21 protein-coding genes and 1 pseudogene are annotated in these 25,614 nt (G+C 67.0%); 15 read left to right on the plus strand and 7 right to left on the minus strand.

The features are described 5' to 3' along the window. The first annotated feature begins 73 nt into the window (after nt 1–73). On the plus strand, nt 74–631 hold the full coding sequence (locus tag ACPPVQ_RS09945; protein ID WP_426521092.1) for a YceI family protein: 558 nt from the start codon (nt 74–76) through the stop codon (nt 629–631). A gap of 62 nt (nt 632–693) precedes the next feature. Here ACPPVQ_RS09945 and ACPPVQ_RS09950 read toward each other — a convergent pair whose 3' ends face one another. The 3 genes from ACPPVQ_RS09950 to ACPPVQ_RS09960 are packed head-to-tail and all read right to left on the minus strand — an operon-like array spanning nt 694 to nt 3,957. Beyond that, on the minus strand, nt 694–1,740 hold the full coding sequence (locus tag ACPPVQ_RS09950) for an FUSC family protein (protein ID WP_426521094.1): 1,047 nt from the start codon (nt 1,738–1,740) through the stop codon (nt 694–696). Between the two features lie 17 nt (nt 1,741–1,757). Further along, nucleotides 1,758–2,855 carry a winged helix DNA-binding domain-containing protein gene (locus ACPPVQ_RS09955; protein WP_426521096.1) on the minus strand — a complete coding sequence of 366 codons (1,098 nt, stop codon included), beginning with the start codon at nt 2,853–2,855 and terminating at the stop codon, nt 1,758–1,760. Nucleotides 2,856–2,889: 34 nt separating this feature from the next. Beyond that, nucleotides 2,890–3,957, minus strand: a complete 1,068-nt coding sequence (locus ACPPVQ_RS09960) for an App1 family protein (protein ID WP_426521098.1) — start codon at nt 3,955–3,957, stop codon at nt 2,890–2,892. A gap of 216 nt (nt 3,958–4,173) precedes the next feature. On the opposite strand from ACPPVQ_RS09960, the gene ACPPVQ_RS09965 reads away from it, so the two are divergent. The 5 genes from ACPPVQ_RS09965 (at nt 4,174) to ACPPVQ_RS09985 (ending at nt 8,320) form a co-directional block, all read left to right on the plus strand. Further along, the gene (locus tag ACPPVQ_RS09965; protein ID WP_426521100.1) at nt 4,174–4,836 is read left to right on the plus strand and encodes a TetR family transcriptional regulator; all 663 of its coding nucleotides are present in this window, start codon (nt 4,174–4,176) and stop codon (nt 4,834–4,836) included. 207 nt (nt 4,837–5,043) lie between these two features. After that, nucleotides 5,044–5,928, plus strand: a complete 885-nt coding sequence (locus ACPPVQ_RS09970) for an ABC transporter ATP-binding protein (protein WP_426521102.1) — start codon at nt 5,044–5,046, stop codon at nt 5,926–5,928. Continuing rightward, complete coding sequence (locus ACPPVQ_RS09975) at nt 5,925–6,629, plus strand: ABC transporter permease (RefSeq protein ID WP_426521104.1); 705 nt, start codon at nt 5,925–5,927, stop codon at nt 6,627–6,629. Before ACPPVQ_RS09970 ends, ACPPVQ_RS09975 begins: the two co-directional genes overlap by 4 nt. Next, nucleotides 6,626–7,372, plus strand: a complete 747-nt coding sequence (locus ACPPVQ_RS09980; RefSeq protein ID WP_426521106.1) for an ABC transporter permease — start codon at nt 6,626–6,628, stop codon at nt 7,370–7,372. Before ACPPVQ_RS09975 ends, ACPPVQ_RS09980 begins: the two co-directional genes overlap by 4 nt. A 21-nt stretch (nt 7,373–7,393) precedes the next feature. Further along, nucleotides 7,394–8,320 (plus strand): ABC transporter substrate-binding protein, encoded by a 927-nt coding sequence (locus tag ACPPVQ_RS09985; protein WP_426521108.1) that lies wholly within the window; start codon nt 7,394–7,396, stop codon nt 8,318–8,320. A gap of 69 nt (nt 8,321–8,389) precedes the next feature. Here the strand turns inward: ACPPVQ_RS09985 and ACPPVQ_RS09990 are convergent, their stop codons facing one another. Then, complete coding sequence (locus ACPPVQ_RS09990) at nt 8,390–8,986, minus strand: TetR family transcriptional regulator (RefSeq protein ID WP_426521110.1); 597 nt, start codon at nt 8,984–8,986, stop codon at nt 8,390–8,392. Between the two features lie 175 nt (nt 8,987–9,161). Here ACPPVQ_RS09990 and ACPPVQ_RS09995 point away from each other — a divergent pair, with 175 nt between their 5' ends. From ACPPVQ_RS09995 to cydC, 4 genes are read left to right on the plus strand one after another with little or no spacing between them, the layout of a single operon-like run. Further along, the gene (locus tag ACPPVQ_RS09995; RefSeq protein WP_426521111.1) at nt 9,162–10,574 is read left to right on the plus strand and encodes a cytochrome ubiquinol oxidase subunit I; all 1,413 of its coding nucleotides are present in this window, start codon (nt 9,162–9,164) and stop codon (nt 10,572–10,574) included. A 9-nt stretch (nt 10,575–10,583) separates the two neighbouring features. Continuing rightward, nucleotides 10,584–11,600 (plus strand): cytochrome d ubiquinol oxidase subunit II, encoded by a 1,017-nt coding sequence (gene cydB, locus ACPPVQ_RS10000; protein WP_426521112.1) that lies wholly within the window; start codon nt 10,584–10,586, stop codon nt 11,598–11,600. A gap of 4 nt (nt 11,601–11,604) precedes the next feature. After that, nucleotides 11,605–13,254 (plus strand): thiol reductant ABC exporter subunit CydD, encoded by a 1,650-nt coding sequence (gene cydD, locus ACPPVQ_RS10005; RefSeq protein WP_426521113.1) that lies wholly within the window; start codon nt 11,605–11,607, stop codon nt 13,252–13,254. Next, nucleotides 13,247–14,953 (plus strand): thiol reductant ABC exporter subunit CydC, encoded by a 1,707-nt coding sequence (cydC, locus tag ACPPVQ_RS10010; protein ID WP_426521115.1) that lies wholly within the window; start codon nt 13,247–13,249, stop codon nt 14,951–14,953. The genes cydD and cydC overlap by 8 nt, the downstream gene beginning before the upstream one ends. Here the strand turns inward: cydC and ACPPVQ_RS10015 are convergent. Further along, nucleotides 14,925–15,728, minus strand: coding sequence for an aminotransferase class IV (locus ACPPVQ_RS10015; RefSeq protein WP_426521117.1), 804 nt, complete (start codon nt 15,726–15,728; stop codon nt 14,925–14,927). The two genes, cydC and ACPPVQ_RS10015, sit on opposite strands and share 29 nt — an antisense overlap. 81 nt (nt 15,729–15,809) lie before the next feature. Here ACPPVQ_RS10015 and ACPPVQ_RS10020 point away from each other — a divergent pair, with 81 nt between their 5' ends. The 5 genes and pseudogenes from ACPPVQ_RS10020 (at nt 15,810) to holA (ending at nt 24,151) form a co-directional block, all read left to right on the plus strand. After that, a complete protein-coding gene (locus tag ACPPVQ_RS10020) occupies nt 15,810–17,213 on the plus strand; it encodes an anthranilate synthase component I family protein (protein ID WP_426521119.1) in 1,404 nt (467 codons plus the stop codon). A 123-nt stretch (nt 17,214–17,336) separates the two neighbouring features. After that, nucleotides 17,337–19,925 carry a leucine--tRNA ligase gene (gene leuS, locus ACPPVQ_RS10025; RefSeq protein ID WP_426521215.1) on the plus strand — a complete coding sequence of 863 codons (2,589 nt, stop codon included), beginning with the start codon at nt 17,337–17,339 and terminating at the stop codon, nt 19,923–19,925. Nucleotides 19,926–20,022: 97 nt separating this feature from the next. Further along, the gene (locus tag ACPPVQ_RS10030) at nt 20,023–20,721 is read left to right on the plus strand and encodes a helix-hairpin-helix domain-containing protein (protein WP_426521121.1); all 699 of its coding nucleotides are present in this window, start codon (nt 20,023–20,025) and stop codon (nt 20,719–20,721) included. Nucleotides 20,722–21,038: 317 nt separating this feature from the next. Then, nucleotides 21,039–22,835, plus strand: a pseudogene (locus ACPPVQ_RS10035) (ComEC/Rec2 family competence protein); the annotation flags it as partial. 263 nt (nt 22,836–23,098) lie between these two features. Further along, nucleotides 23,099–24,151: a DNA polymerase III subunit delta gene (gene holA, locus ACPPVQ_RS10040; RefSeq protein WP_426521123.1), complete on the plus strand. Its 1,053-nt coding sequence runs from the start codon at nt 23,099–23,101 to the stop codon at nt 24,149–24,151. A gap of 115 nt (nt 24,152–24,266) precedes the next feature. Here the strand turns inward: holA and rpsT are convergent, their stop codons facing one another. Then, nucleotides 24,267–24,527 (minus strand): 30S ribosomal protein S20, encoded by a 261-nt coding sequence (gene rpsT / locus ACPPVQ_RS10045; RefSeq protein ID WP_426521125.1) that lies wholly within the window; start codon nt 24,525–24,527, stop codon nt 24,267–24,269. Between the two features lie 164 nt (nt 24,528–24,691). Continuing rightward, nucleotides 24,692–25,582, minus strand: coding sequence for an NAD-dependent epimerase/dehydratase family protein (locus tag ACPPVQ_RS10050; RefSeq protein ID WP_426521127.1), 891 nt, complete (start codon nt 25,580–25,582; stop codon nt 24,692–24,694). Between the last annotated feature and the right edge of the window lie 32 nt (nt 25,583–25,614).

Below are 25,614 nucleotides of genomic sequence, written 5' to 3' on the forward strand. Positions count from 1 at the left end.
CCCGGATCCATGCGTTTACATGTATCGGCGGCGACGCCCCACAACTCCCACTGAGTCGAACAATGGAGAAACTATGTCTGAAAACGTCACGATTCCCGGATACAAGGCCGGCACCTGGACCATCGACCCCTCTCACAGTGAGGTCGGCTTCAGCATCCGTCACCTCATGATCAGCAAGGTGAAGGGTGTCTTCGAGAACTTCGATGCGACCTTCGTGACCGCCGAGAACCCGCTCGAGTCGTCCGTGACGGCCAAGGCCGAGGTCGCCTCGGTCAACACCAAGGACAAGAACCGTGACGCGCACCTCCGCACCGGCGACTTCTTCCTCGCCGATGAGCACCCGACCATCGACTTCGTCTCGACCGGTGTCCGCGTCGAGGGCGGCGACTTCCTCGTCGACGGCGACCTCACCATCAAAGGTGTCACGAAGCCGGTCACGTTCGACTTCGACTTCGGCGGCTTCGGCCAGGACCCGTACGGCAACTTCAAGGCCGGCGCTACCGCGAAGACCGAGATCAACCGCGAGGACTTCGGGCTGACCTACAACGCAGCGCTCGAGACGGGCGGCATGCTGCTCGGTGACAAGGTCACCATCACGCTCGAGCTGCAGGCTGTACTCGCTCAGGACTAGTCCGCTCGCACTACAATCGATGTTCTCAGGGGTCCCGCACTTTCGGGGCCCCTGAGCTGTTTTCAGGGAGCGTCGTCTCCGGTGATCTCGTCGTGGATGCGGCGCAGATCTTCGACCAGCGACCCGATCAGGACCCAGTGCCGCGAATTCGGCGCCACGACCGACAGCGGAGCCGTCAGCACCGGTACCCCCGCCGTCACGGCGTCGGGCTCCGACGGCGGAGCGTCGGGCTCGCGCGCCAGCAGCCGAAGATCATGGGATGCGCGGGTCAGCTCGTCTGCGATGGCCTGCACCGTCGGCTCCCGGGAGATGCTGTCGTCGTAGCGGTCGTGGAAAGCGCGTGTCATGCCGAGCACGCGCGTGATCACGGGCCCGAGGCGCCTGAAGAATTCGTCGACGGCGTCGAGATCCTTTCGGTGACGGGACTGGCGCGGATTCAGGGTGAGGCTCTCGCGCGCCTGTGTCAGGGCTGCGTCGGTCTTCGCCTGCATGGGCCGCAGGAGGCGCGCCGTGATGAGAAGCTCGTCGAGCTGTGCCTGGGTCTGGGGCACGGTCAGCGCCGCGGCGAGGCGGTCGAGTGTTGCGGCAGCCTCGTTGCCGAGCGCGTTGACCGACGTGCGGGCCGGGCCGATCAGCACAGGGGGGACGATGGCAATGTTCACGATGACCCCGATGACGGCACCGATCACCGTCTCGACGATGCGTGCGAACGCGTAGTTCGGCGAGGCTGCGCCGATCGCGAGCACGAGCATTGCGGTGATCGGAACCTGGTTCGCCGTGCCCGGGGTGAGCTTGAGGGCCCAGGAGAGAAAGATCGCCACGACGACGGTGAGAAGCACGATCCAGCTCGACGTGCCGAATACGATTCCGATCGCGTAGGCGATCCCGACGCCAACGATGACCCCGATGCTCCGCTCGATCGCGCGGCCCACCGACTGGTTGACACTGGGTTGGACGACCAGGAGCGCTGCAATCGCCGCGAAGATCGGCAGCTGGGTGGGGAGGAAGGTGCCGGCGATGACCCACGCGAGAATCATTGCGATCGCCGTCTTCGCCACCTGGAGGAGCGGGACGCGTGTCGATGCTCGCAGGCTCGTTGGCATTCGCACGACTCAAGGCTACGGCGTCAGGCGACCTCGCCGTGCAGACCCAGGAACCGGCCGTAGGCGCGCACGCCCGTCGCGAAGCCTGCCTGCTCGGCCGGGGTGAAGGGCACGAAGGGCTCCGCTTCGACGGCCACCCGCGACCCGTTCGCCGTGCGCCGCCAGGTGCCGGCGACCCTGCCCTTCGAGACGACGAGGGGCTTGAAGATGCCGTTGGCGCCGGGAACGATGCGATCGGCGAACTCGGGGGCGAGGACCGGAGTGCGGTCCTGATAGCCGAGCAGGTACTCATCGAAGCCGGGAAGCACGTGCACCGACCGGGAGCGCGGAGCGCGGGCTGGGGCGGCGTCGGCCAGTTCAGCGGTCATCCAGTACGTCACTCCGTCGAGATCGAACGAGGTGAGACGGTCGCGGATGAGCGTGAGCCCTGCCTTTGCGCCCGCCATCGTCCCCTTGGACCACCAGACGTAGTCCTTGAGCGTCGCAGGCCCGTGACCGGCGAGGTACCGAAGGAGGAACTCGGCGAGTGCCTCGTCGCCGTCGAGGGGTCGCTGGTCCGGCGCCCACTCGTCGAGGAGCACCAGGGACTGCTGCGTACGGTGGGGCGGGCCCCAGCAGAGCACACCCGTCTGGGCCAGGTAGTAGATGAGGTGGTAGCCGCGCTGGCCGGCGGTACGGATGCCGTTCCGCTCCCACAGTTCCATCAACTCGGGGCGACCGAGCGACCTGCCGCCCGCAAGCGCCTCGACGACGAGATCGCGTGCGCGGGCGAAATCGTGCTCCTCGAGTTCGAGCTGGCGGTGCCGCAGAGCGAGGCCCGCGATCATGCGCGGTGTCGTGACCCGGAGCATCCACCCGAGCTCGCGCGCCGGAACGAAATGCAGCGTTCCGCGCATCGGCCAGGACCGCACGATCTCGCCGCGTTCCAGTGCGGAGATGACGTCTGCGTGCGTCGCACCGGGCGCCCTCACCCCCAGCGCCCAGCATGCGGCCGCGAAGTCCTGTGCCTGCACGGCGAGCATGCGCTCGGCGACGGCGAGCGGCGACACGAGTGGCGCGGTCAGCGCGTGGGCGGCCTGGCGGAACCGGTAGAGGTCGGCGTACTTGGCGTGCGTCGGCATGCCACCAGTATCGCGGCTGCCTCCGACACGGGCGTCAGGTCAGGATGCCGAGTTCGCTGAGCTGGTCGCTGAGGCCGGCACCGTCGGGGGAGTAGACCCACGGCACCCCGCTCGTCTCCGAATGCTTCTCGGCCTTCGAGCGACCGCCGGCGAGCACGGCCTCACCGGTGGAGAGCTGGCGGATGGCGACAGCGGAGACGCTTTCGGGATGCTTCGTGGTGAATTCGCCGTAGATGATCTCATCGTGCTGTCCGTCGTCGCCGACGAGGAGCCAGCGCAGGCCGGGGAATTCGCTGGCGAGCCGCACCAGGCTGGATTCCTTGTGCTCCCGCCCGCTGCGGAACCAGCGATCATGCGTCGGACCCCAGTCGGTGAGCAGGAGCGCGCCGGCGGGGAAGAGGTTGCGCGAAAGGAATCGTTTGATCGTCGGTGCGACGTTCCAGGCGCCGGTCGACAGATAGATGACGGGAGTGCCCGGATGCGTCGCGGCCAGCCGTTCGAGCAGCACGGCCATTCCCGGGGTCGGCACTCGCGCGTGCTCGTCGAGCACGAAGGTGTTCCAGAATGCGAGTAACGGGCGCGGGAGAGCGGTGACCATGACGGTGTCGTCGATATCGGAGATCACGCCGAACGTGGCCGACGGGTCGACGATGAACACCGGGGACTCGACGGCATCCTTCGAATCTGCTGTGTACATGCGCACCGTGTGCCATCCGGGTGCGAGCTGTACCGGGATCACCGTGTCGATGACGCCACCCCGGTCGGGGCGCACCTCGTGGGTCATCCCTTCGATCTCGATCGTGACCGTCACATCGTTCGCGGGCACGCTGACGAACGAACGCCAGCCACGGATGCTCTCCTCACGCCTGCGATTCGCGCGTTCGGCCCTGCTGCCGGACCGGGGATCGCGAGCCAGGACGACACGCCCGAGGATGCGCGCCCAGGTCGGTGCGCCGTAACCGGTGTATGGGACCACTGTGGAGAGGAAACCCCGCCGGCGGGCGCGCTTCGCACGGAAGTCGTGGAAGGCGTCCTCGATGCGCGCTGCGCGATGCATGATGGGCTCGACGCTCGCGACGCGCTTCTCGGGTGGACGGGCCATATCTGCCAGTTTCTCATGAACGGCTTGTCGTTCCGGACTCCTGACGCGCGCGAGGTGACGCCCAGCCTGAGCGTTTCCTGCGACGCGCCACACGGTTTACAGCAAAAATGAGGGATTCCCGGTTTATGATCCAAACAACGCGGCGGTCGACTCGCCGCAGGGCTGGGGACCCGCAGCGCCGTATTGTGGACATGCAGGAAAGAAGGAGTAGCCCTAGTGCCCATCAATGATCTCGTCACTGGCCAGAGCCAGTCGGGAATACCTCTCGTTCGTACCGAGCCGATCCAGGAGCGCAGTGCTGCGCGAATCGACGCGCTGCTCGACGCCGCCGCCGACGTTGTGGACGAGATCGGTTTCGACCGCCTCACGACCGCGATGGTCGCCGAGCGGGCGGACGCATCCATCGGAACCGTGTACCGGTATTTCCCGGACCGCATCGTGCTCCTGCAGGCGCTCCGCGATCGAGCGCTGCAGCGTTACCGCAGTGCTGTGGTCGAGTCGATCCACAAGGCGACGCCGGACCACTGGTGGGATGCCATGGAGTGCGCCATCGACGCGTTCGTCGAGATGTTCCGCTCGGAGCCGGGATTCCGCATCATCCGCTTCACCGATGCCCAGCGCCAGCCGGCCTCGGGAGAGGCTGGATTCGGCGACGACTTCTTCGCGCACCGCTTCGCCAGCATCCTCGCCGAGGAGTTCGGCCTCCCGGCCGGCGACCAGCTGAACTTCCGGCTGGAGGTCGCGGTCGAGATCGCCGACTCGCTCATCACACGCGCGTTCCTCATCGATCCACACGGAGATGAGGCGTTCATCGAGGAGGCGCGCGAGGTCATCCGCGAATATCTCGCCAAGCGGTACGGCGAGGACGCGACGAACTGAACCGTTCCCGACCGGCACGCCGCCGGTCGGTCGAGCTGTGCGGATTCCCGACCGACGGGAATGTCGGTGGTCTGCGGAAGCGTTGCTTTTGCTGGAGATCAGCTTCACAAAATGCAATCGGTTTTTGCCAAAAGCCCCGAATGGTGTTTGGGTTGATCATCTGGCACGTGTTGATCCGAAGCCTTTCTCGAGGAATGAGCCACACAGATGATCGAGTTCCGATCGGTAACGAAGCAGTTCCCCGACGGAACGGTCGCGGTCCGCGACTTCTCGCTCGTTATCCCGTCGCGCAAGATCACCGTCCTGGTCGGATCCTCAGGTAGCGGCAAGACGACCATCCTGCGAATGATCAACCGCATGGTCGACCCGACGAGCGGCACCATCGAGATCGACGGCGAAGACATCTCGACGCTCGCGCCCGTGCACCTGCGTCGCAGCATCGGCTACGTCATGCAGAACTCCGGCCTGCTGCCGCATCGCAAGGTGGTGGACAACATCGCCACCGTGCCTCTTCTGCGCGGGGTGAAGAAGCGTGTGGCCCGCGAGAATGCGCTGGAGCTCATGGACACGGTGGGACTGGATCGTTCCCTCGCCGACAAATACCCGAGCCAGCTCTCCGGCGGCCAGCAGCAACGCGTCGGGGTGGCGCGCGGTCTCGCCGTCGACCCGAACATCCTGCTCATGGACGAGCCGTTCGGGGCGGTCGACCCTATCGTGCGCGACGACCTGCAGCAGGAGCTCCTCCATCTGCAGCGTGAACTCGACAAGACGGTCGTCTTCGTCACCCACGACATCGACGAGGCGTTCCTCCTCGGCGAGCAGGTGGTGATCTTCCGCACGGGCGGAATCGTGGCACAGAAAGGCACACCCGCCGAGATCCTCAGCGATCCCGCAGACGACTTCGTCGCGACGTTCGTCGGCGCCGAAAAGGGCAAGCGCGCCCTCCACATCGAACAGACGTCGACCGGTGAGGTCCTGGTCGACAGCGACGGACGCACCGCTGGTGTGCTCTCCGGCGCATCCACCCACGAAGCAAAGGCCGCGACCCTCATGGGCGCGGGTGCTCCGGCGCAGGGTGAGGAAGCGCCGTGAGCTGGCTGTGGTCGAATTTCGGCCTCATCGACTACGGCCAGGTCTGGCAGCTCACCGTCGCCCACATCGGTCTGAGCATCCCCCCGATCGTCTTCGGCTTCGTGATCTCACTGCCCATCGGGTGGGTGGCCAACCGTTACCACGCGTCGCGCGGAACGCTCCTCACGATCGGCGGCATCCTCTACACGATCCCCTCCCTCCCGCTGTTCATCGCGATGCCGTCGCTGATCGGCACGAAGATCCTCAACCCGGTGAACGTGATCGTCGCTCTCACGATCTATGCGCTGGCGCTGATGGTGAGAACGACGGCGGATGCGCTCGGTTCCGTCTCCGGTGACGTCCTGCAGTCCGCCACCGCGGTCGGCTTCTCGAGCTGGCGTCGATTCTGGTCCGTAGAGCTTCCGCTGGCCGGTCCTGTGCTCCTGGCAGGCTTGCGCGTGGTCGCGGTGAGCACCGTCAGCCTGGTGAGCGTCGGGTCGCTGATCGGGGTCAACAACCTCGGAAACCTGTTCATCGACGGCTACCAGCGCTCCTTCCCCGAAGAAGTCGTCGTCGGCATCCTGTGTGTGATGGCGATCGCGTTCGCGTTCGACGGCATCCTCCTGCTGCTTGGTCGCCTCCTGATGCCGTGGACCCGGGTCGACCGGCGCAGCAGGCGGTCCGTTCGTCGGGAGCAGCTGCGGGCGGTGACAGAGGCATGATCAACTTCGTCGCGGCGTTTGCGTGGCTCGGGGACCCCGCCCACTGGGTCGGACCCGACGGGATCCCGACACGGATGTGGGAACACATCTGGTACTCCGGACTGACTCTCCTGATCGCTGCCGTGATCGCCATCCCGATCGGACTCGCGATCGGGCACACCGGTCGCGGCCGGGGGATCGCCGTTTCGATCTCGGGCGCGCTCCGGGCGATTCCCACGCTCGGTCTCGTCGTCTTCCTCGCACTCGAACTCGGTGGACTCGACATCACGTCGCCCCTGATCGCCCTCACCATCCTCGCGATCCCACCGGTGCTCGCCGGGGCGTACGCCGGCGTCGATGCGGTGGACAAGGGCACCGTCGATGCCGCGCGTGCAATGGGGATGACCGAGCTCCAGGTGCTCCGCAAAGTCGAACTCCCGCTCGCGCTCCCGCTGCTGATCGGCGGGCTCCGGTCCGCGATGCTTCAGGTCATCGCCACGTGGACGGTTGCAGCGTTCCTGCCCGTCGGCGGCCTCGGCCGGTACCTGATCGACGGATTATCGATTCGCGCCTACGACGAGATGCTTGCGGGGTCGATTCTGGTCGTCGCCCTCGCGCTGGTGACCGACGGTGTCTTCGCGATCATCCAGCGACTGGTGGTACCTCGCGGGGTCATCGTGTCCCGCGTCACAGATGTCCGTGTGAAGACCTCACGTCCTCGCGCGGTGGTAGGTGTGCCCATTCAGGAAAGCACCACCGAGTAGAGAAAGAGAAAAGGAAGAATCATGTTTGCATCAAGAAGAGGCCGCATCGCCGCAGGCGTGCTCGCCGCGGGGGCCCTGCTCGCCCTCAGCGCGTGCTCGTCCGGCAATGCGCTTGACAGCGGCAGCACCTCCTCGAGCTCCGCCGGAACCATCACGGTCGGGTCTGCTGCGTTCGGCGAATCCCAGATCGTCGCAGAGATCTACGCTCAGGCGCTCGAAGCGAAGGGGGTCAAGGTCACCCGCAACCTCAGCATCGGCCAGCGCGACGTCTATCTCGCCGCTCTCAAGGACGGGTCGATCGACCTGATACCCGAGTACAGCGGGAACCTGCTCCAGTTCTACGACAAGACGGCCAAGGCGCAGTCCAGCGACGACGTCTACGCGGCCCTCAAGACGGCGCTGCCGGCCGGGTTCGAGGTGCTCGACCAGTCGCAGGCGCAGGACGCCGACTCGTACAACGTCACCAAGGCGTTCTCCGAGAAGTACAACGTGAAATCCCTGGCCGACCTCGCTGCCGCGAAGGTCGCGCTCACGGTCGCCGCGAACCCTGAGTTCGCTACCCGGCCTTACGGGATTCCCGGGCTCAAGAGCCAGTACGGCGTGACGGCTGCATTGAAGCCGATCAACGACAGCGGCGGTCCGGCCACGGTCGATGCGCTGAAGAGCGGCGCGGTACAGCTTGCCGACATCTACACGACGACACCAGCCATCAAGGACAACGGCTTCGTGACGCTGGAGGACCCGAAGCACATGATCCTCGCCCAGAACGTGCTCCCGCTGATCAACTCGAAGAAGGTGACCAGCACGGTCAAGGACGTCCTGAACAAGGTGTCCGCGGCGCTGACCACCGCCGACCTGATCGAGCTGAACAGCGAGAACCAGGGTGCCCAGAAGGTTTCGCCTGCTGACGCTGCCAAGAAGTGGCTCTCCGACCACAATCTCGGCTGACGAGCGACCGACGAAGGGCGGCGATCCGGTTCATCCGGGTCGCCGCCCTTCCTGATGTCAGGCTCCCTGTCAGGCGGGATCCGCCGCGATCGGGCGGATCCTGCCGATCAGGGACCAGAAGTATTCGAGCGCGGCGGCCATGTCGGCTGTGTCGTCGAGCATCCACTGCACCTGCATGCCGTCTGCGACGGCGATCGTCAGCCGTGCGACTTCACGGGCGTCCAGCCCAGGGTCGAGTTCACCCGAGCGTTGGGCCGCAGCAATGTACTGCGCGAGCTGGTCGATGAAGAACCGGTAGCGCCCGACGAAATAGTCGTGGCCCGGATGGCTCTCATCGGCGGCCTCGGCCGAAATCGTCGCATACAGGTGTACGAGCCCCGGCACCTCCGCGTTGTGCCGCATCGCGTCGACCATCCCCTGGAACGGGTCGGCCTGGTCGGTGACGGCGCTCATGTCCGCCTCGTCGCGCTTGCGGAGGACTTCAGCGAAGAGTTCCTCCTTCGAGCTGAAGTGGTGGAGCAGACCGGCCTGGCTCAGGCCGACCGCCTCGGCGATCTCCCTCAGCGACGCTCGGCGGTAGCCGCGCTCGGCGAACACCTCGAGTGCGGTCGTCAGGATCTCTTCGCGCTTGGCGAGTCCCTTGGCGTACGAGCCCTTCTTCGGCATGGACCTGATGCTACTGGCAACGCGACGCCCGGCATCGGATTGGGCCCGGCGGCGGGCCCGTTGGTAGGTTGGTTGCGGACGCCACGAGCGTCCGCCTCCACAGGAATGACCATCCTGCCCGGAAGCTCTGTCGATGATGCGGCCGAGGTTCGGCTGTGTTCCTGAGGAGTACCGCGTGAACGATGCACTGGACGCCCTTCTGCTGGCTCGCTGGCAGTTCGGACTGACCACCATCTACCATTTCCTGTTCGTGCCGATCACGATCGGCATGGCATCGACGGTGGCGATCTTCCAGACGGCGTGGTTCCGCACCGGCAAGGTGCATTACCTGCAGCTGACGCACTTCTTCGGGAAGATCTTCCTGATCAACTTCGCGATGGGTGTCGTCACAGGCATCGTCCAGGAGTTCCAGTTCGGAATGAACTGGTCGGACTACTCCCGTTTCGTCGGAGACGTCTTCGGAGCCCCTCTCGCACTCGAAGGCCTGGCGGCGTTCTTCCTCGAAGCGACCTTCATCGGATTGTGGATCTTCGGGTGGAGCAGGCTGCCGCGCGGAGTCCACCTCGCAACGATCTGGGCGACGGCCGTCGGCACGATCCTCTCGGCCTATTTCATCATTGCGGCGAACGCCTTCATGCAGTGGCCGGTCGGCTTCACCCTCAACGACGCGCGTGGACGGGCCGAACTCACCGACATCTGGGCGCTTCTGACGAACAAGGTCGCCCTCGCCGCGTTCCCGCACACGCTCGTCGCGTGCTTCATGGTCGCTGCCGGCCTCGTGATCACCATCGCGGCCTGGCACCTGTCGCGGGGGCGCAATCTCGACACGATGCGGCCGGCGCTGAAGTTCGGCCTCTGGACCATGGTCGTCGCCGGCGTGCTGACGGTCATCACCGGCGACCAGCTCGGACTGGTGATGGTGGAGACGCAGCCCATGAAGATGGCGGCGGCAGAAGCGCTTTACCACACCGCCACCGGAGCCGACGCGTCGTTCTCGATCTTCACGTGGGGCACACCGGACGGCGTGCACGAACTCTTCTCCATCCGAATCCCGTACCTGTTGTCATTGCTGTCGACCCACTCGCTGGACGGCACCGTCGAGGGCATCAACCAATTGCAGGCGCAGTACGTGCAGCTCTACGGACCCGGTGACTACACCCCGGTCATCTGGGTCACGTACTGGGCGTTCCGGTGGATGATCGGCCTCGGCGCTCTGCACGTCCTGGTCGCGGTCGTCGGGCTCTGGGTCACCCGCAAGGGCCGTCTCCCGAAGCAACGGTGGGTCTGGAAGGTCGCGATCTGGGCGTTCCCGCTCTCGCTGGGTGCCATGATCATGGGCTGGATCTTCACCGAGATGGGCCGACAACCGTGGATCGTCTTCAGTCTGATGAAGACCTCCAACGGGGTCTCGCCGGGCGTCACCGGCCTGACCGTGCTCATCTCGCTGATCGCGTTCACGCTCATCTACGGCATCCTCGCGGTCGTCGAGTTCCGCCTCGTCAAACGTGCGGCGCAGAAGGGTCCCGACCCTGTCGAGGACCACCAGGACGAGTCGGGCGAAGTCGCCCCGCTGACGACGGTCTACTAGGAGCACGTGATGGATCTGACAATTCTCTGGTTCTGGATCGTCGCCGGTCTCTTCGTCGGCTACTTCGTTCTCGACGGCTTCGATTTCGGCGTCGGTATGGCATTGCCTTTTCTCGGCAAGGACGACGTCGACCGCCGGGTGATGATCAACACCATCGGTCCCGTGTGGGATCTCAACGAGACGTGGCTGATCGTCGCGGGCGCCTGCCTCTTCGCCGCCTTCCCCGAGTGGTACGCCACCCTTTTCAGCGGGTTCTACCTCGCCCTCCTCCTGATTCTGCTCGCACTGATCGTGCGCGGTGTGTCGTTCGAGTACCGGCACCAGCGACCGGATTCGCGCTGGAAGGCCTGGTTCGACGGGATGATCATCGTCGGTTCCGTTGTTCCCGCACTCCTGTGGGGGGTCGCTTTCGCCAACATCGTCCAGGGAGTTGCTCTCGATGCACATCACGACTACACGGGAACGCTTTTCGACCTGCTCAATCCCTACGCGCTGCTCGGCGGGCTGACCACCCTTCTGCTCTTCTTCACCCACGGCGTGGTGTTCGTCTCGCTCAAGACAGAGGGCGACATCCGCCACCGTGCACAGCGGCTCGCGTCCCGTTCGGGCATCCTCACGATCGTGGTCGCTGCCGCCTTCCTCCTGTGGACCGGCATCGCACACTTCAGCGTGGCGTTCGTCATCCTCACTCTGCTGGCAGCGGTGAGCCTGATCGTCGCCTGGCTGGCGAACCGGCGGGGCGCCGAGGGCTGGTCGTTCCTGTTCATGGCCCTGACGATCGCATTCGCCGTGGTCTCGCTGTTCGCCAACCTCTTCCCGAACGTCATGCCGGCGACCGATCCCGCCAACAGCCTGACGATCGCGAACGCATCGAGCACGACGTACACCCTGACCGTGATGAGCTGGACGGCCCTGATCTTCCTGCCGCTCGTTGTGCTCTACCAGGGCTGGACGTACTGGATCTTCCGCAAGCGTCTCTCCCGGGCGAGCATCCCGGCGGATGCTGCGGAGACCGTGGTCGGCTGAGCACGTGCGACCCCTCGATCGGCGGCTTCTCGCTTACGCGTCGGCGGCGCGCGCGACGCTCGCCCTCGGTGCCGTCATCGCGCTGGCACAGACGGTGTGTATCGTCGCGTTCGCGTGGATTGTCACGCAGGTGATCGTTCGCGCGATCGCCGGGGACGGCATCCGGCAATTGAGCGGCCTCCTCACCGCCCTCGCCATAGTCATCGCCGTTCGGGGGCTGCTTCTCTGGCTCGCCGATCTCACGGCGACCCGGGGCGGCGCCAGCTCGATCGGCCAGCTGAGGGCGGCCCTGCTGGCAGCGATCGCACGCCTCGGACCTTCCTGGCTCGCGTCGCGCAGCACCGCGGAGGTGACCCTGACCGCTGGCCACGGACTGGACGCACTCGACGGCTATTTCACCCGCTACCTGCCGCAACTGATCATGACGGCCGTTGCCACCCCGTTGATCGTCGTGGTCATGCTGATCAGCGATCCCACCAGCGGCGTGATCGTCATCGTGACCCTCCCGCTCATCCCGCTGTTCATGGTGCTCGTCGGCTGGGCGACCCAGACCGCCCAGCAGCGCCAGTGGGCGACGCTCGGCAGGCTTTCGCGCGCATTCCTCGACGTCGTCAACGGTCTCTCCACCCTCAAGCTGTTCGGCAGGCAGCACCGCCAGGCCGAGCGGATCCGAGCGATCAGCGAGGAATACCGGGTGCGCACGATGCGCGTGCTGCGCGTCTCGTTCCTCAGCGGCTTCGTGCTCGAGTTGTGCGCGAGCCTGTCGGTCGCGGTCGTCGCCGTCGAAGTGGGCCTTCGCCTGCTGTCCGGCGACCTCACGCTCGGCATCGGTTTGTTCGTCCTGCTCCTCGCGCCGGAAGCCTTCCTCCCTGTGCGTAACGTCGGCAGCCGGTACCACGACGCGACCGAAGGAATCGCCGCCTCGGAAGACGCGTTCGCGATCCTGGACGAGGATCGTGCCGGCGTCGCCGACATCTCCCGGCGGATGCCTGTGCTCGATCCCGCATTTGCGCGCGGTACCGTCGTCTTCGAGTCGGTCTCGATCGACTACGCCGGCATCGGCGGGGTGCGCGAGATCACCGCCCGGTTCGAGCCGGGGTCGCTGACCGTGCTGGCCGGTCCGAGCGGCGCAGGAAAATCGAGCCTGCTTGCCGCGCTGCTCGGTTTCACTGCATACGACGGCGACATCCGTCTCGGTGGGCACGAGCATCCGTCCAGGCAGCGCGCCACGAACGACTTCGTCTCCTGGGCAGGACAGCAGCCGGGCCTCGCCGCAGGGACCATCGCCGAGAACGTCGCGCTCGGCACCGACGCCTACAGCGAGGAGCGGGTCGTGACGGCTCTCGCGACGGCCGCCGCCGACGAGCTCGCACCGGGCACTCTCCTGGGAGTCGGCGGGTCGGGATTGTCGGGCGGCCAGGCGCAGCGGGTCGCCGTCGCGCGTGCGATCTACCGGATGCTGGAACGGGACTGCCCGGTGCTGGTGCTCGACGAGCCCACGTCCGCCCTCGACGACATCACGGAGGCCCGGGTCGTTGAGGAGCTGCGCGCGGTCGCGTCCGGTGGACGCACCGTCATCGTCGTCTCCCATCGCGCTGCGGTGATCGACGCGGCCGACGCCGTCGTCGCAGTGGGGGAGCTGAGCCATGCGTGACGCCCGGGTCCGGGCCATTCTCCGCGGGTCGCAGCCGCCACTGCGGCAGATCTGGCCCGCCGTGGCGTTCGGTGTGCTGAGCGCGGGCTCAGCGGTCGCCCTGCTGGCGGTGTCGGCCTGGCTCATCACGCGTGCATCCGAACAGCCGTCGCTCATCTACATCTCGGTCGCAGTGGTCGGGGTGCGGGCCTTCGCCCTCGGCCGTGCCGCCTTCCGATACCTTGAACGGCTGGTCGGACACGATGCTGCGTTCCGGCAACTCGCGTCGATTCGCGCCGGCATGGTGGACACGATCGTGCCGCTCGCACCCGACGGGCTCGGCACCACACGCCGCGGGGACCTTCTCTCCGCGCTGGCGGACGACGTCGACGAGCTCCAGAACCGCTCCCTCCGCGTGGTCCAGCCCCTGGTGACTGCAGCGATCGTGTCGGTCGTCACCGTCGTCGGCCTAGCGATACTGCTGCCTGCCGACGCGCTCATCCTCGCGATCGCACTCGTTCTCGCTGGACTCGTCGGTACCCTCGTGAACGGTTCCGTGGCATCGAAGGCGCAACGGCTGATCGCTCCGCTCCGGGCGGAGCTCAACGATCGTGTGCTCGATCTCATCGGAAACCTCCCGGTTCTCACTGCGTTCGGAGCGCTCGAGGAGGCGAACGGACGGGCGGTCGCAGCGGGCGCGGCCCTGACCCGCGCCATCCGTTCGCGCGCATCCGGTGCCGCGCTGACCGCCGGGGTCGTCTCGGTGCTCGCGGGCGCGGCCACGGTCGGTGCCTTCTTCGTGGCCATCCCGGCACTCGAAGCGCAGCGACTCGACGCTCCGACCCTGGCAGTGCTCGCCCTCGTGCCCCTGGCGATCTTCGAGGTCTTCGGTATGGTGCCACTCGCGCTGAGCGCGCGACGACAGGTCGTGGCGAGTGCAGAGCGCATCGCCGGGACCATTCCGGTGGGCATCCCGGCCGGCATCCCGGTGGATGGCGTGGACTCGAGCCCGCTGCCGGCCACGACCGGCGACGATCCTGTTCTCGTGCTCGACCGGGTCACAGCGCACTGGCCCGGTTCGACCCAGCCGATCCTCCACGACGTGTCCCTGCGCCTGGGGCGAGGCGAGCGGATGGTGATCGAAGGGCCGACCGGGGCGGGCAAGACCGCGCTCGCCCACGTGCTCATCCGCTTCATCGACTACGGCGGCAGTTATCGTGTCTCCGGCGTCGAGGCACGAGACCTCGCCCAGGACGACGTGCGCACCCTCGTCGGGCTCTGTGAGCAGCAGCCATACCTGTTCGACTCCGACATCCGGCAGAACCTGCTGTTCGCGCGCGACACCGCCACCGATGCCGACCTCGAAGCCGTGCTCGGGCGGGTCGGCCTCGCCGACTGGCTGCACGAACGGGGCGGCCTCGACGCCAGGGTCGGGGAGCGGGGCTCGCTCGTCTCCGGCGGCCAGGCGCAGCGTATCGCCCTCGCCAGGGCACTGCTCGCGGACGTCTCCGTGCTCATCGTCGACGAGCCGACGGCGAACGTGGATCTCGATGTCGCCGACCGGATCGTTCGCGACATCGTCACGGTCGCCGCGGCGGCGGGCGCAGCCGTCATCCTGATCTCGCACGTCGCCGTTCCGTCAGAGCTGGTCGACCAACGGGTGCGGATGGAGGACGGACGCCTTCGGCCGGTCAGTCCAGAGGGCGTGTCAGCGCTGTGAGCCGGGGCCGCCAGCGGGCGGCGTGTCGTCCATCGGCGTCCAGCTCGGGTCCGCCGATCCAGGACCGGACCACGCGAATGCCGTGGAGCGCGTTCACCGCCCACACTTCGCATCCGGTGAGATCCTCGGGCGTCGCCTCCTCCTCGCCGACCTGCGCGCCGATCGCGGCAGCCACAGTCATGATCGAGCGTGCGGTGACGCTCGGGATGCGCGGCAGCCACGATGGAGGAACCAGCAGCCGGCCATCCCGCCACCACATCAGGCTGCTGGTCGAGCCCTCCGAGACGAGCCCGCCGTCGAGGATGACCGCCTCGCGCGCGCCGGAACGCTGGGCTTCCTGACGCAGGCGCAGCATCGACCCGAGGTCCGGCCCCTTGATCGTCGGCTCGGTTCGGGGGTCGGGCCCATGGTGCGTTGCCACGACGACCGACTGCTGCAATTCGGGGGCCGACCGAAGCCGGAAATGCAGCTGGTAGGCGCCATCGTGCGACGAGACCTCGAGGCGGGGGAACCAGTCGGCCTCGCGCGGCACCAGCTGGAGGGCATCCCCGAAGAACGCGTCGAGTTCCCGTTCGTCGGGATACCCACGAGCGATCGCGGACTCGATGAAGCGGCTGCGGTGCACTCCGACCGCCAGCGCGCGGCCGTCGCTCACCAGGAAGGAGTCGGCGACCTCGAGACGTGTAGCGAAGAGTTCGCAGTCCTCGAGCAGGCGGAGGGAACCTTCGTGCCAGTCGAAGAGCGCAGAGATCTCGCTCGTACCATTTTCGCTCATTCGCACATCCCTCCTTCGCGTCTGGCCACCCGCCGCTGTGTAGCCGCCCGGCTGCGGCCCGAGCCGCTCTAGGCTAGTACGGTGGCCAACCGAATCCTGCGATTTCCGGTCGACGAATGGCTGGAACCGGAGGCCGCCTTCCTCACTGCTTTCGTGGGCGAGCCGTACGTGGCCTGGCTGGACGCCGGAATGGATGCCGATTCCGGCATATCCGTGATCGTCGCCGCGACCGAGGGATCACGATTCGCGACCGGTTCGGTCGCCGACGGAACCGTCTCCATCGGGCGGCCAGGCGGGGAGGCGGCGACGAGAGCCGCCGACATCCTCGACGTTCTCGCCGACTCGCTGGCAGAGTTCGGCGACCTGTCGCCGCGGCACCGGGATGCCACCGACTTCACCCTCGGCTGGATCGGCTGGCTCGGCTACGAATACGGCGCGGCGGCCAACGGGATCCCCGTGGCTCCGACCCGGGCGCCAGACGCGGCCATGCTCTTCGCCGAGCGCGCCGTCGTGTTCGACCATGCCGCACGGTCGGTCGAACTGATCGCGCTCGACCAGGAGGGAGCGGCCGAGTGGGCGGATGCTCTGCGCGCCCGGCTCGCAGCATCCGTCACCGGAATGCGGCGTGCCCGCGTGCCACGCGCAGTCTCTGCACCGGCCGACGCAGTGCTGCAGTGGCGCCACGATGACTCAACGTACCTGCGGCTGATCGCCGACTGCCAGGAGGCCATCCGCCGTGGCGACGCCTATCAGCTCTGTCTGACGAACGAGGCGACCGTCGAGGTGAGCGTCGACCCGGTCGAGGTCTATCTGCGGTTGCGCGCCAAAAGCCCGACCCACCACGGTGGACTCCTGAGGTTCGGCGACATCGCGCTGTTGAGCGCCTCGCCAGAGCAGTTCCTCTCGATCACACCCGGCCGCCGCATCCGCACCAAACCGATCAAGGGGACGCGTCCGCGCGGCGCGACGATCTCGCGTGACCTCGACCTGCGGGCAGAGCTGGAGGCCAGCGACAAGGAACGTGCCGAGAACGTCATGATCGTCGATCTCATGCGCAACGACCTGGGAAAGGTGTGCGTCGTCGGTTCGGTGGAAGTCCACCACCTGCTCGCCGTGGAGAGCTACGCCCAGGTGCACCAGCTGGTCAGCACGGTCGAAGGCACCCTCGCCGACGGTGTCGGCCCGCTGGATGCCGTCGCGGCGTGCTTCCCCGCGGGCTCGATGACCGGAGCGCCGAAGATCAGTGCCATGCGCATCCTCCACGACCTCGAAGGTGGCCCGCGTGGAATCTACTCCGGATGCTTCGGGTACTTCGGCCTCGACGGAAGCGTCGATCTCGCTATGGTCATCCGCAGTATCGTTGTCGAACCGGAGCGGGCTTCCATCGGAGCAGGGGGCGGGATCACGGCGCTGTCCGTTCCCGAGGAGGAGCTCGACGAGGTCGCCGTGAAGGCGTCGGCCCTCATCGCTGCATTGGGGCTGTGAGGCCCGGGGGAACGGAATGCGGCCCCCGAACGTTTAGTACCCTTGACGATGGGCGTCGCCCGCTGGCGAATGCGGGCCACCTTCAGCGTCGACGGGCCCATCAACACGATGATTGAGAGTTACGTGGCACACGAGCACGATTCAGCCAGCGCGCCGACCGAGGGCGCGCAGTACGACTTCGCCGCCATCCAGGACAAATGGCTTCCGGTCTGGGACGGACTGAAGCCGTTCGCTACCGACGACCCGGCAGACAAGCGCCCACGCAAATACGTGCTCGACATGTTCCCGTACCCGTCCGGCGACCTGCACATGGGCCATGCCGAGGCATACGCACTGGGTGATGTCATCGCGCGCTACTGGCGTCAGCAGGGCTTCAACGTGCTGCATCCGATCGGATGGGATTCGTTCGGCCTCCCTGCTGAGAACGCGGCCATCAAACGTGGGCTCGACCCCAACGGATGGACCAACGACAACATCGCGCAGCAGAAGGCGAGCATGCGTCGCTACGCGCCCAGCTTCGACTGGGATCGCGTGCTGCAGACGAGCGATCCCGCGTACTACCGCTGGAACCAGTGGCTGTTCCTGAAGCTGTACGAAAAGGGTCTGGCGTACCGCAAGGCGAGCCAGGTCAACTGGTGCCCGTTCGACCAGACAGTTCTCGCGAACGAGCAGGTCGTCAACGGCCGGTGCGAGCGGTGCGACCACCTGGTCACCAAGAAGAAGCTGACCCAGTGGTATTTCCGCATCACCGACTACGGCGACCGGCTGCTCGACGACCTGAACCAGCTCGAAGGTGCGTGGCCGAGCAAGGTCATCAGCATGCAGCGCAACTGGATCGGCCGCTCCATGGGCGCGGACGTGCAGTTCACGATCGAAGGCCGTGACGAGCCCGTGACGGTGTACACCACCCGTCCGGACACGCTCTACGGCGTGACGTTCATGGTGGTCGCGCCGGATTCCGACCTGGCGGCCGAGCTGGTGGCGGATGCGCCAGACCAGGTCAAGGAACGGTTCAACACCTACCTCGAGACGGTGCGCGGCACCACCGAGATGGATCGCCTGGCTTCGGACCGTGAGAAGACCGGCGTCTTCCTGGAACGGCACGCCATCAACCCGCTGAATGGTGAGCGCCTGCCGATCTGGGCCGCCGACTATGTGCTCAGCGACTACGGTCACGGTGCGATCATGGCGGTTCCCGCTCACGACCAGCGCGACCTGGACTTCGCACGGGCATTCGACCTGCCTGTGCGCGTCGTCGTCGACACGAACCAGCCGGTCACGGGCGCCATCCCGGTCATCCACACCGATCCCGAGACCGGAGAGGCCATCCTGCCCGACGACCTCCCGCCGCTGAATCCGGCCGAGACGGGCATTGCACTGACGGGTGAAGGGCGCTTGATCAACTCGGGTCCGTTCAATGGGCTGAGCAAGTCCAATGCCATCCGTCGCGTCACCGAGGCACTGCAGGCGAGTTCGCTCGGACGCTCGGCGAAGAACTTCCGGCTGCGCGACTGGCTGATCTCGCGGCAGCGGTATTGGGGCACGCCGATCCCGATCATCCACTGCGAAGAGTGCGGCGAAGTGCCTGTGCCCGAGTCTGAACTGCCCGTGCTGCTGCCCCCGGCCGAAGGCCTCGACCTGCAGCCGAAGGGCACCAGCCCGCTCGGAGCTGCAGAGGATTGGGTGAACGTTCCCTGCCCGGCGTGCGGTGGCGCGGCAAAACGTGACACCGACACGATGGACACCTTCGTCGACAGCTCGTGGTACTTCCTGCGCTACCTGTCCGTCGGTGACGACACGCGCGCGTTCGACCCGGCCCAGGCCGAGAAATGGGCGCCCGTCGACCAGTACGTGGGAGGGGTGACCCACGCCATCCTGCACCTGCTGTATTCCCGGTTCATCACCAAGGTGCTGTTCGACCTCGGCTACCTGAGTTTCACGGAGCCGTTCACGGCACTGCTGAACCAGGGCCTGGTGCTCATGGACGGATCGGCGATGAGCAAGTCGCGAGGCAACCTGGTCAAGCTCTCGGATCAGCTCGACGAACACGGCGTCGACGCGGTGCGCCTGACGATGTCGTTCGCAGGGCCGCCCGAGGACGACATCGACTGGGCCGACGTGTCTCCGGCCGGAAGTGCGAAGTTCCTGGCGCGGGCATGGCGTGTGGCCAACGACGTGACGAGCTCGCCGGATGTGCTCTGGAAAGACGGCGACACGGCCCTGCGGCGCATCACGCACCGGTTCCTCGCAGATGCGCCCGGACTGATCGAGGCCTTCAAGTTCAACGTGGTCGTCGCGCGGCTGATGGAGCTCGTGAACGCGACGCGCAAGGTGATCGATACCGGCGCAGGTGCGGGGGATCCCGCCGTTCGGGAAGCCGCTGAAGTCACAGCGATGGCGCTCAACATCTACGCGCCCTACACCGCGGAAGACATGTGGGCGACGCTCGGGTATGAGCCGTCGGTGGCGCTCGCGCAGTGGCGCAAGCCCGACCCCAACCTCCTCGTCGAAGACAGGGTGACGGCGGTCGTGCAGGTCGACGGCAAGGTGCGCGACCGGCTGGAGGTCTCGCCGAAGATCTCGACGGAGGAGCTGGAAGGGCTGGCGCGCTCATCTGCGGCGGTCCTGCGCTCCGTCGGAGGTCGGGAGGTCGTGAACGTCATCGTTCGTGCTCCGCGCCTGGTGAACATCGCGACGCGTCCCGTCGGCTGATCGGGGCGGCTCCTCCACAAGAGCCGGCTTGCCTGCTTCCTCCACAATTGCGAGCTGAGCGAGCGCGGAGTGAGCGGGCGAACCGTAGCGTTCAGGGGTGCGACATCGAGCCGAAAACGAACTGAGCGACCTTGCCGCGGACGCGCGCAATGGGTCGCGCGGTGCCCGAGTGCGCATCGGGGTCGGCGCCGGTGTGATCCTCCTCCTGGTGGCGATGGTCGTCGCGGTGGTCGTGACGACGTTCGCGCCGCGTGGGGGAGTCCGCGACGTCGGCTCTGAGGCGGCTGGTACCCGGGCGCCCGTGGGCGCCGGCGCTGGTGCGGAGGCTCGTTCAGGCACTGCGAATGGTCCTGCTACGCCCGGCCCCGTGCTGCTCGTTCACGTGCTCGGTGCTGTTGCACGACCCGGGATCGTCGAGCTGCGAGCCGGCTCGCGCGTCGTCGACGCGATCGCGTCGGCCGGCGGCCTCACCGCCGACGCGAACGCCGGCGGGGTCAATCTCGCTCGGCCCGTCTCGGATGGCGAGCAGATCGTCGTTCCGCGCGAAGGCGAGGCCGTACCAGATGCCGTAGCCGGGGGCGAGACGAAGACCGCGGCAGGGTCCGGGCCGGTGAACATCAACCTCGGATCGGTGTCCGACCTTCAGGCACTTCCGCGCATCGGGCCGGCTCTGGCGCAGCGCATCGTCGACTGGAGGGAATCGAACGGGCGCTTCACCGCGCCCGCTGACCTGATGAAGGTCGCCGGGATCGGCCAGACCCTCTTCGACGGGCTCAAAGACCTGATCACCGTATGACGGTGGACCTGCGGCTCGTCGTGCCTTCCGCGGCCGGGTGGCTCGCATCGCTGGCGCTCGTGTTCTGTCCTGATGCGGCCGGATTCGTCGCTGCTGTGGGCTGGGTGGTCGCGCTCGTCCTCGGTGCCGGGGCGGCCGTCGCGACGTCGGTCCGGGTGGCATGGCGTACGGCGGGACTCTCCATCGTCGCCGTCGCGCTCCTGTCGTCAGTGATCGCCGTCTCCGCGCCCGGACGGAGTCCTGAGCCCCTGGAGCAGGCAGCCCGGGGCGGTCAGCTGATCACCCTCCAGGTGAGGCTCGACTCGGCACCGCGCACGATGAGCGGATCGACGGGGCCTCTCGCCCGCTGGCGGCTGGTCGGCACCGCTGTCGGAGTCGCCGAGGGTGGTCGAGCGAACGAGGTGAGCGTTCCGGTCGTCCTCTTCGCGAACGCTGACACCGCTTCGCTCGACGGGATCGGATTCGGCGACACGGTCGACGTCCGGGGACGCATCCGATCGGCATCGGCAGGTGACAGGGCCGCCTATCTCGTCAGTTCGGCCGAAGCGCCGAAGGTGTCCGTCCAGGCACCCTTCTGGTTGTCCTGGACGGAAGGTCTGCGCCACACGTTCCGCTCTCTGGCGGCGAATCTGCCCGGCGAGGGCGGCCGGCTTCTGCCCGGCCTCGTGATCGGCGATGTGAGCGCCGTCGACGATGCGCTCGACACAGCCATGAAGACGAGTTCGCTCAGCCATGTGACCGCCGTTTCCGGCTCGAACTGCGCCCTTATCACCGGGCTTGTCTTCGCCATTGCGGCGGCCGCGGGCGCTGGACGCCGTCTTCGGGCCGGAATCGCAGTCGCAGCGCTTGCGGCCTTCGTCGTGCTGGTGACACCGGACTCGAGTGTCGTTCGCGCGGCGATCATGTCGATGATCGTCCTCTTCTCGCTGGCCGGTGGCCGGCCGTCCCGCGGTCTCCCAGCCCTCGGGCTGGCGGTGATCGTGCTGCTCCTGCTCGACCCGTGGAAAGCCGTCGACTACGGTTTCGCCCTCTCGGTCCTCGCCACCGGCGGCCTCCTGCTGCTCGCCGGCCCGCTCACGGCCGCGTTGTCACGATGGATGCCGGCCGGCCTTGCCATGATCGTCGCAGTACCCTTGGCGGCACAACTCGCCTGTCAGCCCGTGCTCATCCTGCTCGATGCGACCCTTCCGCTGTACGGAGTCCCGGCGAACGTACTCGTCGAGCCGGCTGTACCGCTTGCGACGATCCTCGGCCTCGGCGCCTGCCTGGTATCGCCGGTCCTGCCTGCCGTCGGAGTAGCGCTCGGCTGGCTGGCGTGGCTTCCGGCGGAATGGATCGCCCGGGTGGCTCTCACGGTTCAGGAGCTCCCCGCGAATCGCCTGCCGTGGCCCGGCGGGGGAGTCGGCCTTCTTCTCGCGGCCGCTGTGCTCCTCCTCGTGTGCATCCGCGTCGTCTCGCCAGTGGGCCGGCGCTCAGCGTGGTTGTCCGTCCTCGCCACAGTCGCGCTCGTGACAGGTGGGGGAGTGTATACGGGGTCCCTGGTGGGAAGGGGCTGGGGGGACACGCTGGCCCTTCCCGCGAACTGGCAGATCGCCGCGTGCGACGTGGGCCAGGGTGACGCCGTTCTTGTGCGAGACGGCGATCATCACGCGTTGGTCGACGTCGGTCGTCATCCTGAAATGATCAGTGCCTGTCTGGACCGGTTCGGCATCCGCACGCTCGACCTGCTTGTTCTGACCCATTTCGACGTCGACCATTCCGGAGGTCTTGCGGGCGTGGTCGGCAAGGTCGAACGAGCGATCGTGGGGCGCCCCGTCGAACCCCGAGACGAAGCCGACCTAGAGCAGCTCCGGCAGGGGGGTGCGCTCGTCGAACAGGGCACGACGGGCGTCAGCGGTGAACTCGGAGGGCTCTCATGGTCGATCCTGTGGCCGGTCGGCGGTGGGGCCGTCGACCAGCTCCCCAGCGGCAATCCCGGCAGCGTGACGGTCGAGTTCGAGGGACGGGGGATCCGATCCATCTTCCTGGGCGATCTCGGCGAGCGGCCACAGGATGCGATGCTCGCGACCGGCCAGGTGCGCCCGGTCGACGTCGTCAAGGTCGCGCATCACGGCTCTGCCGACCAGTCGCCCCGCCTCTATGAACTCCTCGACGCTCAGGTCGGGCTGATCTCCGTCGGCGCGGGAAACAGCTACGGGCATCCGACGCGGTCCCTTCTCGATCTGCTGGCCAGGTGCGGGACCCGCGTCCTTCGCACGGACAGACAAGGCGTGCTCGTGGTCTCGCCGTCGGCCAACGGCGGCGGCATCGAGGTGTGGACAGACCGCGCCGGCGATGACGGAGGCGGCACCTATGCTGGAACGGACGAAGGAGGATCGTGGCGGCACGAAGCACGGGAGGCGCACGCGGTGGCAAGGCGGCGGGGGGCGCAGGCCGCACGGCGGCGGCTATTCCCCAGGTCCCCTGGAACGGCATCCGCCCGAAGTCCGTCGTGCTCGTCTCCGGCACCGAGGGCTTCCTCGCCGAGCGGGCCATCCGGTTGCTTCGCGATCAGCTCAAGGCCGAAGATCCGAGTCTCGAGATCAGCGACCTCGCTGCAAACGACTATGCGCCCGGCGAGCTCCTCACCTTCGCCAGTCCCTCCCTTTTCGGCGAACCGCGCCTGATCCGCGTCGACGCCGTCGAGAAGTGCACCGACGTGTTCCTCGATGAGATGCTCAGCTATCTCGCGGCTCCCGCCGACGGAGCGGTCGTGGTGCTGAGGCACGCAGGGGGTGTGCGCGGCAAGAAGCTCCTCGACGCGATCCGCGCGGGCGGCGGCGACGGCATGGAGGTCGTGTGTGTCGAGCTCAAACGCGACTCCGACAAGTACGAGTTCGCGCAGGCGGAGTTCGCCGCTGCAAGTAAGAAGATCACTCCCGGTGCGCTTCGGGCGATCACGTCGGCGTTCACCGACGACCTCGCCGAGCTCGCCGCCGCGTGCCAGCAACTCATCTCCGACATCGGGACCGAAGTCACCGAGGCGACCGTCGAGAAGTACTACAGCGGCCGGGTGGAGACCAACGCCTTCCAGGTGGCCGATGCGGCGATCGCGGGCCGTCACGGGGAGGCGCTGGTGACAATGCGGCATGCACTCGCGTCGGGCGCCGATCCGGTACCCATGGTCGCGGCCTTCGCGCTCAAGGTGCGCACGATGGCGAAGCTGTCCGGGGCACGAGGCGGATCGGCCCAGCTCGCCTCGCAGTTCGGGCTCGCCCCCTGGCAGGTCGACCGCGCCCAGCGCGACCTGCGCGGGTGGACCGACGAGGGGCTGGGCCGCTGCATCGAAGTGCTCGCCGAGACCGATGCGAGTGTCAAGGGCGGAGGACGCGATCCTGTCTTCGCGCTCGAACGAATGATCCGCATCGTCAGTTCACGCGGCCGCGCCTGACCCGGTGACGGAGAGGCTGCAGCACGGAGCCGGCTCGCGCTGAGCGCTGAACGCGAAAAGGCCCCCGTCTCAGACGGAGGCCCTGTCGCACAGTGCCCGAAGGCACTGGGGAGATCTAGAGGCTTGCGACCTGCCTGGCGATAGCCGACTTCTTGTTCGCAGCCTGGTTCTTGTGGATGACGCCCTTGCTGGCCGCCTTGTCGAGCTTCTTCGTCGCGAGCTTGAGGGCCGAGGTGGCCTTGTCCTTGTCGCCTGCGACGATCGCTTCGCGCGTCGCGCGAACTGCGGTCTTCACTTCGCTCTTGACCGCTTTGTTGCGCTCCTGAGCCTTCTTGTTGGTGCCGATGCGCTTGATCTGCGACTTGATGTTTGCCACGAGTGGTTGAGTTCTTTCGTTCGATGTGAGTTACGGATGTGCCGCTCAGCGAGAGAGGGCGCCTTGCGGCAAGATCGTGCGGACAGAACCCACACGCAAGCCAACAGACAACGTTACCAGCACGACGGCGTTCCCGGCAATTTCACCACGAACGCCCAGCCGGATCAGCCGAGCGTGGCGCGCTGCGGCGCGTAGCTGCCGCGCGTCAGCTCTTCGATGAGGCTCGGACGGTTCGGCACCCAGCCGAGATCGATCCGTGCCCGCGTTCCGGACGCCTTCTGATCGAGGAGGAGCGCATCCGCATACCCGGCACCGAGGCGCTCGCGCGACGCATCCGCCGACTCAGCAGCAACCCCGCCTGCGATCCCGGCCGCAGCCGCTGCGGCTTCGGTGAGTTCCAGCACCGTCGGGTTCTGTCCGATCGCGGCGATGTAGGTGGTGCCTGCCACCTCGTTCTCGAAGGCGAGAACGTACAGTGCGGCGACGTCGTCGACATGCACGGTCGCCCAGTGCTGCGTTCCGTCTCCGATGAGCCGAAGGGCGGGCGGGTCGGTGTCCGTGACCGGCGCCCCGACGATGTCGTTCGGCACGCCCTTGCCGTAGCCGTACACGATGCCCGGCGACACGATGACCGTGCGGATGCCGAGGGCGGCACGCACGCGCGTTTCGTTGGTCCCGCGCCACGAGGTGAGCGCCGGCGGGTCGACGGGGGACGACTCGGTGATGTCCGGGTTGTTGCCGTAGCTCCAGATGCCGCCGGTGTGGATGAACGGCTTGTCGCTGCCCTCGAGACCGCGAAAGACGGCCGTGATGAAGTCGTGGTCGACATCCTTCGACGAGGCGAGATGGATGACGCCGTCGCTCGCCTCTGACGCATCCGCGACCAGGTCGATGTCGCGGGCGTCCCCGATCAGCGCAGTGGCGCCTGAGGCCGTGACCTGGGCGGCCTTGGTCGCATCGCGTACGAGTGCGGTGACCGCGTGGCCTTCGTCGATCAGGTGTCGCAGAACGGATGATCCGATGAAGCCGGTCGCGCCGGTCAGGAGAATGCTCATGACGTGGGTAACGCTGGGAGCGGCGTGGCATT

Origin of the sequence: Leifsonia sp. McL0618, from assembly GCF_049994905.1 — a bacterium.
Classification (GTDB): Bacteria; Actinomycetota; Actinomycetes; order Actinomycetales; family Microbacteriaceae; genus Diaminobutyricibacter.

Coding starts and splice junctions, on each gene's coding strand:
- ACPPVQ_RS09960 (WP_426521098.1), bottom strand. CDS start 3,957: ATGGCCCGTCCACCCGAGAAGCGCGTCGCGAGCGTCGAGCCCATCATG.
- cydC (WP_426521115.1), top strand. CDS start 13,247: ATGCGTGACGCCCGGGTCCGGGCCATTCTCCGCGGGTCGCAGCCGCCA.
- ACPPVQ_RS10050 (WP_426521127.1), bottom strand. CDS start 25,582: ATGAGCATTCTCCTGACCGGCGCGACCGGCTTCATCGGATCATCCGTT.
- ACPPVQ_RS09980 (WP_426521106.1), top strand. CDS start 6,626: ATGATCAACTTCGTCGCGGCGTTTGCGTGGCTCGGGGACCCCGCCCAC.
- ACPPVQ_RS09955 (WP_426521096.1), bottom strand. CDS start 2,855: ATGCCGACGCACGCCAAGTACGCCGACCTCTACCGGTTCCGCCAGGCC.
- ACPPVQ_RS09945 (WP_426521092.1), top strand. CDS start 74: ATGTCTGAAAACGTCACGATTCCCGGATACAAGGCCGGCACCTGGACC.
- cydB (WP_426521112.1), top strand. CDS start 10,584: ATGGATCTGACAATTCTCTGGTTCTGGATCGTCGCCGGTCTCTTCGTC.
- ACPPVQ_RS09985 (WP_426521108.1), top strand. CDS start 7,394: ATGTTTGCATCAAGAAGAGGCCGCATCGCCGCAGGCGTGCTCGCCGCG.
- ACPPVQ_RS09990 (WP_426521110.1), bottom strand. CDS start 8,986: ATGCCGAAGAAGGGCTCGTACGCCAAGGGACTCGCCAAGCGCGAAGAG.
- ACPPVQ_RS09970 (WP_426521102.1), top strand. CDS start 5,044: ATGATCGAGTTCCGATCGGTAACGAAGCAGTTCCCCGACGGAACGGTC.
- ACPPVQ_RS10015 (WP_426521117.1), bottom strand. CDS start 15,728: ATGAGCGAAAATGGTACGAGCGAGATCTCTGCGCTCTTCGACTGGCAC.